At 66.1% G+C, this 14,079-nt stretch carries 12 protein-coding genes; 10 read left to right on the forward strand and 2 right to left on the reverse strand.

Features of this window, described 5'->3' with window-relative positions; all coding sequences use genetic code 11:
* Positions 1-2: 2 nt before the first annotated feature.
* On the forward strand, positions 3-596 hold the full coding sequence (locus F1609_RS30745) for a hypothetical protein (RefSeq protein WP_167081163.1): 594 nt from the start codon (positions 3-5) through the stop codon (positions 594-596).
* A gap of 155 nt (positions 597-751) precedes the next feature.
* On the opposite strand, the gene F1609_RS30750 is transcribed toward F1609_RS30745, so the two are convergent.
* Positions 752-2,296, reverse strand: a complete 1,545-nt coding sequence (locus F1609_RS30750) for an alpha/beta hydrolase family protein (protein WP_167081165.1) — start codon at positions 2,294-2,296, stop codon at positions 752-754.
* A gap of 163 nt (positions 2,297-2,459) precedes the next feature.
* Between F1609_RS30750 and F1609_RS30755 the strand changes: the two genes are divergently transcribed.
* The 4 genes from F1609_RS30755 to F1609_RS34920 all read left to right on the forward strand — a co-directional run bounded on the left by F1609_RS30755 (position 2,460) and on the right by F1609_RS34920 (position 6,180).
* Complete coding sequence (locus F1609_RS30755; RefSeq protein WP_167081167.1) at positions 2,460-3,116, forward strand: response regulator transcription factor; 657 nt, start codon at positions 2,460-2,462, stop codon at positions 3,114-3,116.
* A complete protein-coding gene (locus tag F1609_RS30760; RefSeq protein WP_167081169.1) occupies positions 3,113-4,447 on the forward strand; it encodes a sensor histidine kinase in 1,335 nt (444 codons plus the stop codon). Before F1609_RS30755 ends, F1609_RS30760 begins: the two co-directional genes overlap by 4 nt.
* A gap of 123 nt (positions 4,448-4,570) precedes the next feature.
* Positions 4,571-5,338 carry a PEP-CTERM sorting domain-containing protein gene (locus tag F1609_RS30765; RefSeq protein ID WP_167081171.1) on the forward strand — a complete coding sequence of 256 codons (768 nt, stop codon included), beginning with the start codon at positions 4,571-4,573 and terminating at the stop codon, positions 5,336-5,338.
* A gap of 71 nt (positions 5,339-5,409) precedes the next feature.
* A complete protein-coding gene (locus F1609_RS34920) occupies positions 5,410-6,180 on the forward strand; it encodes a PEP-CTERM sorting domain-containing protein (RefSeq protein ID WP_229422151.1) in 771 nt (256 codons plus the stop codon).
* Between the two features lie 21 nt (positions 6,181-6,201).
* Here F1609_RS34920 and F1609_RS30775 read toward each other — a convergent pair whose 3' ends face one another.
* Positions 6,202-6,909: a phosphodiester glycosidase family protein gene (locus F1609_RS30775; protein ID WP_167081173.1), complete on the reverse strand. Its 708-nt coding sequence runs from the start codon at positions 6,907-6,909 to the stop codon at positions 6,202-6,204.
* A 103-nt stretch (positions 6,910-7,012) separates the two neighbouring features.
* Here F1609_RS30775 and F1609_RS30780 point away from each other — a divergent pair, with 103 nt between their 5' ends.
* From F1609_RS30780 to rfbF, 5 genes are all read left to right on the forward strand, one after another.
* On the forward strand, positions 7,013-8,176 hold the full coding sequence (locus F1609_RS30780) for a sensor histidine kinase (RefSeq protein WP_167081175.1): 1,164 nt from the start codon (positions 7,013-7,015) through the stop codon (positions 8,174-8,176).
* The gene (locus F1609_RS30785) at positions 8,173-8,820 is read left to right on the forward strand and encodes a response regulator (RefSeq protein WP_167081178.1); all 648 of its coding nucleotides are present in this window, start codon (positions 8,173-8,175) and stop codon (positions 8,818-8,820) included. Before F1609_RS30780 ends, F1609_RS30785 begins: the two co-directional genes overlap by 4 nt.
* A 136-nt stretch (positions 8,821-8,956) precedes the next feature.
* Positions 8,957-10,570, forward strand: coding sequence for a GGDEF domain-containing protein (locus F1609_RS30790; protein WP_167081180.1), 1,614 nt, complete (start codon positions 8,957-8,959; stop codon positions 10,568-10,570).
* Positions 10,571-10,605: 35 nt separating this feature from the next.
* Positions 10,606-13,308, forward strand: a complete 2,703-nt coding sequence (locus F1609_RS30795) for a tetratricopeptide repeat protein (RefSeq protein ID WP_167081182.1) — start codon at positions 10,606-10,608, stop codon at positions 13,306-13,308.
* Positions 13,305-14,078 carry a glucose-1-phosphate cytidylyltransferase gene (gene rfbF / locus F1609_RS30800; protein ID WP_167081184.1) on the forward strand — a complete coding sequence of 258 codons (774 nt, stop codon included), beginning with the start codon at positions 13,305-13,307 and terminating at the stop codon, positions 14,076-14,078. Before F1609_RS30795 ends, rfbF begins: the two co-directional genes overlap by 4 nt.
* The last annotated feature ends 1 nt before the right edge of the window (position 14,079 follow it).

Below are 14,079 nucleotides of genomic sequence, written 5' to 3' on the forward strand. Positions count from 1 at the left end.
CCATGACTCGACCCAAGCGCACCCGCTCGCGCCTGCTCGCCCCGCTGCTGTACGTGGCGGCGCTGATCTTGCTGCTGGAAGAATGGCTGTGGGATAGCGGCAAACGCCTCGGCGCCGTCATCGCCGGCTGGCCGCTGGTGCGCGGGCTCGATGCGCGCATCCGGGCGCTGCCGCCGTACGCGGCCCTGTGCGCCTTCGTGCTGCCGGCCATCTTGCTGTTTCCGGTGAAATTGCTGGCCCTGCTCGCGATTGCCGACGGCCACGTGGTCACCGGCGTGCTGGCGATGGTGCTGGCCAAGATCGGCGGGGCGGCGGCGGTCACGCGGTTGTACGCGCTGACCCTGCCCAGCCTGTTGACCCTGGCGTGGTTTGCGCGCTGGCATGGCGTGTTCATGGCCTTCAAGGACAAATGGGTGGGCGCGCTCAAGGCCACCCTGGCGTACCGGCGCACCAGCCGCAGCGTGCTGGGCCTGCGGGCGCGCTGGCGCCGGGCGATTGCGGCCTGGCGCCGGCGGGCCAAGGGCGGGCGCCACAGCCTGCGCCCGACCCGCATCCTGCGCCGCTTCGCCGCCAGGTGGCGCGCGCGGCGACGCTGAGCTGCGCCAAGGGGCACGGCGTTCATATCTTTTAGTTCAAATCACCATTTGCGGGACCACGGGGGGTTGCCAATCCGCCCCCCTGCGGCCGGGGATACTCCCAACACTTCTTCCAAGGAAAGCCGCAGTCCGGTGCGCGCCCTTCCCCGACCCGGCTAGAAGCGGCTGAAGAAATCGCGTGCCGCCAGTTCGCACGCCACCCTGGCCGAGAAACCATGGTAGTTGTCGACCGTGTCCGGATCCTCGCCGTTGGTGATCAGCGCCTGTCTGATATGCGCAAAGATCGTCTTCGGGCGCGCATACGGATCGTTCGCGCCAGCCGGCGAGTCCACGTCGAGCAGCTGCGCCGTGCCGCCGTGGGCTTGAAAGTAGGCGTGCGTCAGGCGCGCGTGCGCGAAACTGACTTCCGGATCGCCGTTGCCGCCGCACAGCAGCATCGGCGCGCTTGGCGTCCAGGTGCGCAAGTCGTTCCTGAGCCAGGCGGCGCGCATCGGATTGGCCGGCGCGCATGCCAGCGGCGCCAGCGCCGACGTCACCGGACAGGGATTGGCGCCGATGTCGGCCAGCACGCGGCCCAGGTAGGCGGCGTTCATCAGGCTGTGCGCCGGGGTGCCGAAGTAGGCCTTTTGCGCGGCGTCGAGGCCGGCGTAATGGGCCATCTCGTTGCTCAGGAAATACGCCGGGAATTTGCCATCGGCCACCAGCGTATTCAACGAGCCGGTCGACGGCAGCAGGGTTTCCATCGCCCCGGCGTAGACGGGGGAATACACCTCCGTCGGCGCCGCATACAGATTGCCGTAGGCTTTTTGCCAGGCCGTGATCTGCATGACCAGCTGAAGCTGGGTGGACAGCGAAAACCCACCGAGCTCGTCCAGTGCGCCGCGCGTTCCGAGCGCCTCGTAGTCCAGGCTCTCGGCGTAGCTGCCGCTTTGCGGCGCCGACGCCGTCACCGCGATGCCGGCCGCCTGCATGGCGCGGTGGGTGGCCATGGCCGCGTAGCCGCCTTCGGAATAGCCGGTGATAAACAGCTTGCCGTTTCCGGCGACCGGTCGTGGCAGTTGCGCCAGCGCCGTGCGCGCGGCGGCGAGGGCGTCGATCATGTCCTTCGCTTGTTGCTCGGCGATATGGTGCGGATGGTAGTTCAACGCCGAACTGTCGTAGCCCGCATAGTTGGGCGCGACCACGATGTAGCCCTGCGCCGCGTACAGGGCGGCCGGCGTGCTGGCCCTGCCCGCGCCTTCGTTGCCCAGGTCCGTGAGATCGGCCATGTTCAGCTTGCGCTGGAACGAGCTGCCATGGCCGTACAGCACCAGCGGACGGGCGCCGCTACAGGCGGGATCGGCGCCGCTCGGCACCATCAGCGCGGCCGACGCCGTGGTCGGCTCGCCCGCCGCCCCGACCGTGTTGTACGCAATATGCAGAACATCGATGCCGCACCTGGGGACGCCGGCCACCTCCAGCAATTTTGAGCCGAATGGAGCCAGTTGCGCGAGCACGCCGGCCACGTCCAGCGTCAGCAGGCGCGTGGGCGAATTGCGCAGCAGCGCGCCGCGCCCGGCGACGCTGTTGTCCGTGGCGGGCTGGGAAGGCTGGGCTGGCTGGGAAGAAGAACCGCCGCAGCCTGCCAGCAGGAGGGCCAGCGCGGCGCCGGGTAGCAGGCTGGGCAGTGAAAAGCGGGTCAAGGGGATTGCGTATGGCATCGTGCCTCCGGTAAGTGAGCGAACATGGCGGGTAAGGTCGACTGTGCGCCTGGCAAGGCAGGCGGCAAGTGCATTATGCAAACGCCAACCTTTACGATTCCCAAAGACCGGCGCCGGCGCGGCCTTTGGCTGGCATTAAGGTAGCGCTCGGTATAATCGGCGCATGCACCTACTCCTCATTGAAGACGATCTCGATTTCGGGCGTGCCCTGCAAGGCGCACTGCGGGCCGAGGGCATCAGCAGCGAATGGCTGCGCCGCGCCGCCGATGCGCCCCCGGGTTTTCATGGCGCCGCGGTCGACTGCGTGCTGCTCGACCTGACCCTGCCCGATGGCTGCGGTTTCGAGCTGCTGGCGCGCTGGCGCCGCGCTGCCAGCGCGGTGCCGGTGATCGTGATGACGGCGCGTTCCAGCCTGGCGGACCGGCTCGCCGGCCTGGACGGCGGGGCCGACGATGTGATCGTCAAACCGTTTGCCACCGAAGAATTGATTTCGCGCGTGCGCGCAGTGCTGCGGCGCTATGCGCGCCAGGCCAGCGAACAATGGACCATCGGGTCCCTGACGATCGAGCCCCGCCGCCGTCTGGCGCAGCTCGATGGACAGGCGCTCAAGCTGTCGCCGCGCGAATTCCAGCTGTTGCTGGAGCTGGCGCGCGAACCGGGCACGGTGGTGGCCAAGGGCGCCCTGGCGCAACGGCTCGAACCGCTCGGCGAGCCGGTCGATTTCGCCGCCATCGAAGTACACATGTCCAACCTGCGGCGCAAGATCGGCGCCGAACGCATCCACACCGCGCGCGGCATCGGCTACGTGCTGCTGCCATGAGGCTGTGGCCGCGTCCGACCCTGGCGCGGCGCGTGCTCGGCGCGCTGGGCATGGCCTTCGTGCTGGTGTGGTGCATGCTGCTGGCCTACGAATACGTCTTGCTCGGACAAGAAACCGGCCAGGAAACGGGCGTGCACAAGATCGGCGCGGCGCTGTCGGTGGCCCTGCTCGAACTCGATTCGCCGGAGCAGGTCAGGGCGGCGGTAGTCACAACCGCAACCTGGCTCAACCGGGTGCGGCGCGATGCCGGGCAGTTGCCGGGCGAGCTGGTGTTCGAACTGCGCGACCGCCAGGGCCGGGTGCTGTACGCGTCGGCGCCGGGACCGGATGCGGGCGGCGCCGGCGAGGCCTTCTGGATCTACCAGCATGACGCGCCCGGCTGGTCGCTGCGCATCGCCGAACCCAAGGCGGCGCGGGGGGCCACGCTGGGCGCTCTGGGCGCCGGCCTGCTTCCCTACCTGCTCATTGCCCTGCCCTGTGTCGTCTTGCCTTTATGGATAGCCGTGCACCAGGGCTTGCGGCCCTTGCGCATGCTGGCCGGGCGCGTCGCCGCGCGCCCGCGCGACGACCTCTCGCCGATCGGGATCGACCCCGGCTACCGCGAATTGCGCCCGCTGGTGGCGGCTTTGGACGAACTGCTGGCCAGGTTGCGCAGCAAGGCGCAGCGCGAACGCGCCTTCATCGAGGATGCGGCGCACGAACTGCGCACGCCGATGGCGGTGATCTCGACCCAGGCGCATGTCATGGCGCGCGCGGCCGACCCGGCCGAACGCCAGCAGGCGCAAGCGCATCTGAAGCTGGCCATCGCGCGCGCCTCGCACCTGAGCGGCCAACTGCTGGAACTGGCCACGCTCGACGAGATGGCGCCCGCCACGCGCGAACTGGTCGACGTGGCCGGCTGCGTGCGCCAGTTGCTGGCGCAGCAAATGAAGCGGGCCCTGGCGCGCCGCATGGAACTCTCGCTCGAGGCGCCCGACAGGCTGGAGTGGCCGGTGGACGTGGCCGCCTTTCACTCGATCGTCATCAACCTGCTCGAAAACAGCCTGCGCTATGTGCCGCCCGGCGGCTGCGTGCAGGTCGGCCTGCGGCGCGACGGCGCGCACCTGCTGTTGTGGATCGCCGACGACGGGCCCGGCATTGCGCCAGACCAGCGCCAGCACATTTTCGAGCGCTTTTACCGGGGGCGCGGACACGATACCCCGGGCTCGGGCCTGGGCCTGGCGATCGTCCGGCAAGCTTGCGCGCGCCTGGGGGGCGAGGTCCGGCTGGTCGACGGCCTGGCCGGCAAGGGCTGCGGCTTCGAAGTGCGCCTGTTGGCCGTCACGGCATGACATGCATGCATGCATGCATGCATGCGGTGTTACATAAAAAGCATGCGAAACCGCTGCGCCATCATGTATTCTAGTCAACATTCTGCCGGCTGTCGGCAGATTCACCAGCTCCCAAAGGCAAGCATGCATCAATATATTAACAAACGCACCCTGTGCGCCCTGGCCGCGCTGGCCGCCGCCTGGGCGCCGGCCCAGGCCAACACCAGCACCTCGTCCGCCAGCATCGAGCAATTCCAGTACCGGCTTGTCGACCTCGACCTGAACGATGGCATCGATGCCTCGATCACCTTCGGCACCGACGTCCGCTCGCTCTACACCGCAGCCGGCGGACAAAGCCAGCAACTGAACGCATCGGGAAGCACCTCGTTCGTGAGTCCGTTGGGCTCGGCCGGCGGCACGCTCTCCGATAGCGCCCTGCTCGCGCATGCGAGCATGACCCATACGGTGCCGTACGATGACACTCAACTGAGATTCAGTAGCCGGGGCACCCGCGTCACCGAGTTCATCCTGAGCCCGAATACCGAGTTGATTCTCACCGCCGTCGGTAAGGTCGAGCAGCAACTCGATGGCCGCTTCTACCTGAGCGGAAGCCAGGTCCACATGCGAGGTTCCCTGTCTGGCGACGAGGGCACGTGGCGGCCGAAACAATTCAGCAAAAACTACGAGCTCGGCTACGGCTCGGGCTCGGCCACCGTGAATCTGTACGGCTCGCTGATATCGGATTCAAAGGCACGCAAAGGCGAATTCACGCTCCTGGCCGACTCTTACCTGATGGGACCGGTCACCCCCGTGCCGGAACCGTCCACCTACGCCATGCTGCTCGCGGGCACTTTCGTGCTGGGCGCCGCCGCGCGCCGCCGCCGCAAGGCCGCTGCGGACCCGGCTGCATGAAGCGGCCCCGCCCCCACCCTTCCGACCCGGCCGCCATGGCCGGGCAGCGCCATCCTCAACGAAAGAATGCCATGCTTGCCCATCCACTCAAGATCGTCGCCAGCCTGGTTGCAGCCGGCCTGCTGGCCTGCGCACCCGCCCAGGCCGCCTATGGCAACGCTACCGCCAGCCTGAACAATATCAGGTTCGAGCTGATCGACCTGGACCTGACCGACAACATCAGCCCGAGCATTACGTTCACCAGCACCAGCGCCAGCGGCCGCCTCACCTCCTACCCCTATCCCAGCGACAAGTACGATTTCGTTACGTCGTCCGGGTTCGAGAGCGTCGACAAGGTGTTCACCTACGGCGGCGGCAGCTTGAACAACGGTCCGGCCAGCATGCGCGCCGAGGTGCATCTCGGCCCGGCGCCACGCGCAGGGAGCTTGAACATGAGCGGTTCAACGACCCAGAACCTCAACTTCATCTTGTCGCCGTCGACCAGGCTGCTGTTCACGGCCGAGGCCAATGTGAATGTCCAGCAAGAAGGGATAACGCGACCGTACACCAGCGCCACCCTGAACGGCTATATGTCGAGCACGATCAATGGGGTAGCTGGCTACGAACATTTCACGTCCGCGCTGGAGGGCAGCGCGGGGGCGGGCAGCGAATTCCTGCGAGGCATGCTCGATAGCGGAACGGGCGTCGGGACCGGACAGCTGTCGGCCAGCACCTATACCGACTTTAGCTATTACCCCTCCGCCGTGCCTGAACCGGAGACCTATGGCATGCTGCTGGCCGGCCTGCTGGTGGTGGGCGGCGTTGCACGCCGGAATCGGCGCGACAAGATTCGCAAGGCCTGATTTTCCGGCCCGCCGGGCGCCTTACTCGACCACGCCGAGTATCGGCCCCAGCGGTGCTGCGGCGTCGGCGCGCCCCAGTGCGCTCGAGAACAGGCTCGAGATCGAGCCGTCCAGATACAGTGCATTCTTGCAATGCAAGGTGTCGCGGAAGTAAGTGGCGAATTCGTGGAAGGTGACCGGTACGTTGCTGATCACAAAAATCGCCTTGCCATCGGCCACGCCGACGCCGTTGCGCACGTAGCGCGACGGCGAGTCGGGATCGAAGCGCGGATGCAGCTGGCCGTCGATCACCAGCATCGGACCGGACTGGGTGGCCAGGCGCACCTCCACGGCCCTGGCCGCGTACGCCGGATAGTCGGACGAGGCGACCACCGCCGCTCCGCCCTTGCCCAGCACGAACACGCCGTTCGGCTTCATGAAAAAATTGCCCCTGCCATCATCCAGGTTGAGCGGCGCCAGCTCCTTGCCGTTTTCCACATGCAGGCCCACCGGCGCAAAGCCCGGATGGTACATGCCGGCGTTGACGGCAAACACCAGGCGCTGCTTGCGCCCCTGCAGCCACGCCTGCAGGCGGGCGAAGCCCTTGAAGGGCTGGCCGGCCTCGTCGTTGAGGAACAGGCGCAGGTCCTGGCGCGCCGGGTCGACCGTCACCACGGTGTAACGCGGATCGGCCGCCTGGCACAGCGGGATGGACAGGCACAGCAGCACGGCGGACAGGATCTTTTTCATGGGCCTATTGTACCGAAGCCCGATGCGCACGCGCACGCGCATGCTGCCGGACTGGGCCGTTTTCCCGTATGATTCCAGGCATTGTTTCCCCTGCCGAGTCCAGATGAGTCCCGTTCCACCCACCATCGCCCACGCCATGAAAGCGTTCGTCAGCAACACCCCGGCACTGGTGTACCAGTTCGAACTGCATGCGGACGGCCGCGTGGCCTTTCCCTATGTCAGCGACGGCTGCGCCGCCCTGCTCGGCCTGTCCGCCGCCGAACTGCAGGCCGAGCCGCAGCGCTTCATCGACCTGATCGTGCCGGAAGACCGCAAGAGCTACCTCGACGCCATGCATGCCTCGGCCGCCAGCCTGTCGGGCTGGAACTGGGAGGGACGGGTCTGGATCCACGAATACAAGGACCAGAAATGGATCAATCTGCGCTCGTCCCCGCGCCCCATGCCCGAGCAGGCGGGCGGCGTGCACTGGGAAGGGGTGATGACCAACATCACCGCCAGCAAGCTCGAACAGCTGGAAGTGACCCGTTCGCGCGCGCGCCTGGCCGAACTGGCGGCGCACATGGAGCACGTCAAGGAGCAGGAACGCACCCGCATCGCGCGCGAAATCCACGATGACCTGGGCGGCAACCTGACCGCCATCAAGATGGCCCTGATGATGCTGACCCAGCGCCTGCCACCCGACCAGCCGCAGCTGGCCGAACGGGCCGCCTATGTCGATTCGCTGGTCGACCGCACCATCGACGCGGTGCACCGCATCTCGCTCGACCTGCGCCCGTCGATGCTCGACTTCGGCATCAATGCCGCGCTCGAATGGCAGATCAAGGAATTCGAAAAGCAGAACGGCATCGCCTGCAGCTTTAGCTGCACCGAGAAGGAAATCGACCTGCACCTGGACCACGCGACCGCGCTGTTCCGCATCTTCCAGGAAGCGCTGACGAATATCGCCAAGCACGCCCACGCCAGCCGGGTCGCGGTGCGCCTGCAATTGCTGCGCCAGCACATCGTCTTGACGATTGCCGACAACGGCGCCGGCATCGCCCAGGCCGACCGCCAGAAACCGCAATCGTTCGGCCTGCGCGGCATGAGCGAACGGGCCCAGGCGCTGGGCGGCACCATGACCCTGGCGCACGCGCCGGGCGGCGGCACGGTGGTGACCATCAAAATCCGGCTCAGTTCGGCCAAAGCGACGATAATGGCGAGTGAGAGCCCCGCCGCGCCGGCGGGCGATAACGACCCCGACCACGTAAGCGAAGCAGAAGCACCATGACCGACAAAGCCACCATCCGGGTGTTCATCGCCGACGATCATGCGATCGTGCGCGAAGGATTGAAGCAAATCCTGGCCGAGTCGCCCGACATCATCGTCGCCGGCGAGGCCGAGGATGGCGTCGACGCAATCAAGCACATCCGCAAAGCCAGGTGCCACGTGATGCTGCTCGACATCTCCCTGCCCGACCGCAGCGGCATCGAGGTGCTCAAACTGGTCAAGAAGGAGCATCCCGAGCTGGCCGTGCTGATGCTGTCGATGCACCGCGAAGACCAGTACGCGATCCGCTCGCTGAAAGCCGGTGCGGCCGGCTACCTGACCAAGCAGAGCGCCCCGCGCGAGCTGGTCACGGCGATCCGCCAGGTGGCCGCCGGGCAAAAGTACGTGAGCGCGGCGCTGGCCCAGGAACTGGCCAGCGCGGTCGGCGAAAACCACGACACGCCGCTGCACGACACCTTGTCGGACCGCGAATACCAGACCCTGACCATGATCGCCTCGGGCAAGACGGTCGGCGCGATCGCCAAGGAATTGTCGCTGTCGGTAAAGACCATCAGCGAATACCGCTCGCGCCTGCTTGTCAAGATGAAACTGAAAAACAGTGCCGAATTGACGCACTATGCGATCAAAAACCAGTTGATCGAATAAGTTTTTGCCAGGCTGTCCGCCAAGTTAATGCTCTGGAGTAAGATGCCTTATCCGCCTCTTTTCCTGAGATGGCAGGAAACAAACTCGCTTATCATTGGCATATCAACGCCAAACCAGACTGAGGCACCGCTCCACCATGGCTACAACTCCGCCCACCGCCGCCCAGAATCCGGCGGCTCAGAATCCCGCCGACATCGCGCGCGAAGCCTTCCGCCGCCTGGCCACGCGCCGCATCGCGCCGACCCCGGAAGCCTACCGCGAAATCTATAACGAAATCGCCGGCATCGCCGCCACGCCCGCTCCCGCGCCCGAGGCCGCCGCAGCCGAGGCCGCGCCCGACGCTGGCGCCGAAAACGTGCTGGGCGACTTCGCCGGCAAACTGAGCGAAACGCCGGGCGAACTGGCCGACTTCGGGCGCCGCTTCGCGCGCGCCGTCAAGACGCGCGACTGGGATGGCTATGCGCGCAACCTGAACCAGCTGGTCGAGAAACACTTCCGCAAGGGCGGCGGCATCGAGCTCGCTTCGCTCTCGGCCATGTCGGACGCGCCCGACGCCAAGGTCTTGCGCGACCTGCTCAGCCGCACCCTGAGCGTGGCGGTCGCTTCCCTGCTGGCCGACGCCCCGGCCCTGATGGTCGAAGCCGAAGCGCTGGGCGCGGCGGTCAAGGTCGCCACCAGCGAGGACGCCCTGAACGACGTGAGCGTGCGCCTCAAGCAGTTGTGTTACCAGATTGACATTAAGAGCGGCGACGTCGGCGAACAGCAGGAACTGCTGCTGCGCCTGTTCAAGCTGCTGCTGGAAAACGTCAGCGAGCTGCTCGATGACGACAGCTGGCTGCGCGGCCAGATCGATTCGGTGCAGGAACTCATCGCCGGCCCGATCGACCAGCGCGCGCTGGAAGACGCCACCCGCAGCCTGAAGGAAGTCATCTACAAGCAGAGCCAGCTCAAGCACAGCCTGTCGGACGTCAAGCTGACCGTCAAGAACATGATGCTGACCTTCATCGACCGCTTGAGTTCGGTGGCCACCACGACCGGCGACTTCCACGAAAAGATCGGCAGCTTTTCCGAAAAGATCAGCCACACCGACAATATCGCCGAACTCAACATCATCCTCGAAGAAGTCCTGCGCGAAACGCGCCTGGTGCAGAGCGAAGCGCTCAAGTCGCGCGACCGCATGGTGCTGGCGCGCCAGGAAGTGCAGGAAGCCGAGCAGCGCATCCACACCCTGGAAGCCAAGCTCCAGCACATGAGCGAACTGGTGCGCGAAGACCAGTTGACGGGCAGCCTGAACCGGCGCGGCCTGGACGATATTTTTGAACGCGAAACGGCCCGTTCCGACCGGCGCGGCACGCCGCTGTGCATTGCCATGCTCGACCTGGACGACTTCAAGCGCCTCAACGACACCTACGGCCACCTGGCCGGCGACGCCGCCCTCAAGCACCTGGTCAAGATCGTCAAGGAAACCATCCGCTCGATGGATGTGATCGCCCGCTTCGGCGGCGAGGAATTCCTGATCCTGCTGCCCGAAACCTCGGTCGAAGCGGCCTCGCTCACCATGACGCGCCTGCAGCGCGACCTGACCAAGCACTTCTTCCTGCACGATAACGAGAAAGTGCTGATCACCTTTTCCGCCGGCGTGGCCCTGCGCACCCCCAACGAAGACCAGGCCAGCCTGGTGCGGCGCGCCGACAAAGCCATGTACCAGGCCAAGCAAACCGGCAAAAACCGCGTCGTGGTGGCCGACTGACCGCCCCTGCCTTATCCAGGAACTGACCGCGCCCCATGAAAAAATCCGCTTTCACCGCCCCGCCCTCCCCCCTCGAGATCGCCATGCAGCATCACCGGGCGGGACGGCTGGCGCAGGCGGAAGCGCTGTACCGCAAACTGGACGGCAAGGCCGAGGCCCTGCACCTGCTCGGCCTGCTCTGCCAGCAAAGCGGACGCCACGCCGAGGCCATCGACGCCTTAGGGCGCGCGATCGACAAGGAGCCTGGCCGCCCGGCCTATTATTTTGCGCTCGACCCCAGCTGCCGCGCCCTGGATCTGCTGCCCGAGCTGCAAGCGAGCTACGAGCGCCTCTTGAAACTGCTGCCGGACAACATCGAGGCCCACCTCCGGCTCGGCCACGCCCTGCGCGACGGCGGCCAGTTGCCCAACGCCCTCGGCAGCTACCTGGCGGTGCTGGCCCTGCAACCGGAACACGCCGAGGCCTACAGCAACCTGGGCGACACCCTGAAACTGATGGGCAACCTGGACGAAGCGCAGGTCTGCTACGTCAAGGCGCTGGAAATCGACCCGCGCTTTGCCGAAGTGCACAACAACCTCGGCTCGCTATACCAGCAGCAGGAACAATGGGCGCTATCGGCCGAGCATTTCGAAGCGGCCGTGGCCTTGCAGCCCGACCTGGCGGCGGCCCACTACAACCTCGGCGTCACGCGCCAGCAGCAAGGCGCCCTGAGCGAGGCCCTGGTGTGCTACCAGCGCGCGCTCGGGCGCGATCCGCACCTGGCGCAGGCCTGCAACAACATGGGCATCGTACTCAAGGAACTGGACCGGCTGGACGAGGCGATTGCCGCCTACCATGCGGCGCTGGCGCTGGCGCCCGACTTTGCCGAAGCGCTCAACAACCTCGGCGGCGCCCTGCTCGAGCAGGAAAACATCGGTGGCGCTATCGACTGCTTCCAGCACGCAGTGACCGTCTCGCCCGGCTACGTCGAAGCGTATTGCAACCTCGGCATTGCCTACAAGGCCGGCTACCGGCTGGAAGAGGCGCTGGTCTGCTTTGAGAACGCCGTGCATTTGCAACCCGGCTACGCCGAGCCTTACTCCATGCTGGCGCTCACCAACGCCGACCTCCAGCGTCACGTGCAAGCCTTGGCCTGGTGCGAAAAAACCCTGGCCCTGTGGCCCGACAGCCCCTCCGCCCACTTCAACCTGGGCGTGGCTTACGCCAACATGGACCGCCTGCCCGAGGCGGTGACCTGCTTCGAACAGGCGATCGTGCGCAATCCCGGGTTTGCGCACGCCTACAACAACCTCGGCGTGGCCAAGAACGACCTCGGCCGCTACGATGAGGCCGCCATCTGCTTCGAGACCGCGATCGGCTTGCGTCCGCGCTTTGCCGAAGCATTCAATAACCTCGGCACCACCTTGAAAAGCCAGGGCAAGCCGGACGCGTCGCGTCAGATGTTCGAGCAAGCCATTGCGCTCGCACCGGACTACGCGCAGGCCCACAACAACCTGCTGCTGTCGATGCAGTACGCGGCCGGCATCACCCAGGAACAATTGTTTCAGCTCCACCTGCGCTTCGCCGCCCAGTTCGAGCCAGCCCTGGCGCCGCAGCGCTTCACCCATGCGCCCGGCCGCGAGCCGGCCAAACGCCTGAAAATCGGCTACGTCTCGCCCGACTTCCGCCGCCACGCGGTGGCATTTTTCATCGAACCGATCCTGGCGCGCCACGACAAGGCGCAGGTCGAGGTCTTCTGCTACTACAGCCACGTCGTCAACGATGAGTTCACGGCGCGCATCCGCGCAGACAGCGACCACTGGATCCCGTGCCGCGGCATGTCCGCCCAGCAGCTCGCCGAGCGCATCCACGCCGACGGCATCGACATTCTGGTCGACCTGGCCGGCCATACCTCCGGCAACCGCCTGCTGGCCTTCGCCCGCAAGCCGGCGCCGGTGCAGCTGACCTACATCGGTTACCCGTCCACCACGGGTCTCTCCACCATCGATTACCGCCTGACCGACCCGTGGGCCGAGCCGCCCGGCCAGAGCGAGCACGTCAACGTGGAAACCCTGTGGCGCCTGCCGGAAGTATTCTGCTGCTACGCCGCCCACGCCAACAGCCCGGCCGTGATCGACCATCCGCCGCTTGACGACAATGGTTACATCACCTTCGGCTGCTTCAACAATTACGCCAAGGTGAGCGATGCGGCCATCGTGCTGTGGGCCGCGATTCTCGCGCAGGTGCCCGAGTCGCGCCTGATGCTGGAAATCCTGGGCCTGGACAACCCCGGCATGCGTGAGGGCGTCGAGCAGCGCTTTGCGCGCCTCGGCATCAACCCGGCGCGCCTGGTCCTGATCGCCAACGACCGCAAGAACCAGTTCGTGCTGTACAACCGCATCGACATCGCGCTCGACCCGTTCCCGTGCAACGGCGGCACCACCAGCTTCGATACCCTGTGGATGGGCGTGCCTTTTGTGACCCTGGCCGGGACTAACTTCATCTCGCGCCTGGGCGTGACCATCCTGCACAACGGCGGGCTGGACGAGCTGATCGGCGAGGACGAGGCGGCCTACGTACGCATCGCTACCGACCTGGCGCGCGATCCGGCGCGCCTGCGCCAGCTGCGCAGCGGCCTGCGCGAACGCACCCGCGCCAGTCCGCTGATGGACATGGCGCGCTTCACCCACCACCTGGAACAGGCCTACCGCGGCATGTGGCAGCGCTGGTGCGACAGCGGCGACGGAGCCCCGGCATGAAAGCGGTCATCCTGGCCGGCGGTCTGGGCACGCGGATTCTGGAAGAAAGCCACCTGAAACCGAAACCGATGATCGAAATCGGCGGTAAACCCATGCTCTGGCACATCATGAAAGTGTTCTCGCACCACGGCGTGAACGAATTCATCATCTGCGTCGGCTACAAGGGTTACCTGATCAAGGAATTCTTTTCCAACTACTTCCTGCACATGTCGGACGTCACCTTCGACATGCAGAACAACCGCATGGAAGTGCACGAACGGCACGCCGAACCATGGCGCGTGACCCTGGTCGACACCGGCGCCGACACCCTCACCGGCGGACGCCTGAAACGCGTGCGCGAATACCTGGAACCGGGCCAGCCCTTCTGCTTCACCTACGGCGACGGCGTGGCCGACATCGACATCGCGGCCGAAATCGCCTTTCACCGCGCGCACGGGCGCCTGGCCACGGTGGCCGCCGTGCAGCCGCCCGGCCGCTACGGCGCGCTGGTGCGCCAGGGCGACGCCGTCACCGCCTTCATGGAAAAACCGCAGGGCGACGGCGGCTGGATCAATGGCGGCTTTTTCGTGCTGCAACCGGACGTGGTCGACCTGATCGACGGCGACGATTGCAGCTGGGAAGTCGAACCCATGCAGGCGCTGGCCGCGCAAAACCAGTTGATGGCCTACGAACACGCCGGCTTCTGGCAACCGATGGACACCCTGCGCGAAAAGAACCTGCTGGAAGACATGTGGCAGTCCGGCACGGCGCCATGGAAGCTGTGGGCGTGAA

Source organism: Massilia aquatica, assembly GCF_011682045.1.
Taxonomy (GTDB): domain Bacteria; phylum Pseudomonadota; class Gammaproteobacteria; order Burkholderiales; family Burkholderiaceae_D; genus Telluria_A; species Telluria_A aquatica.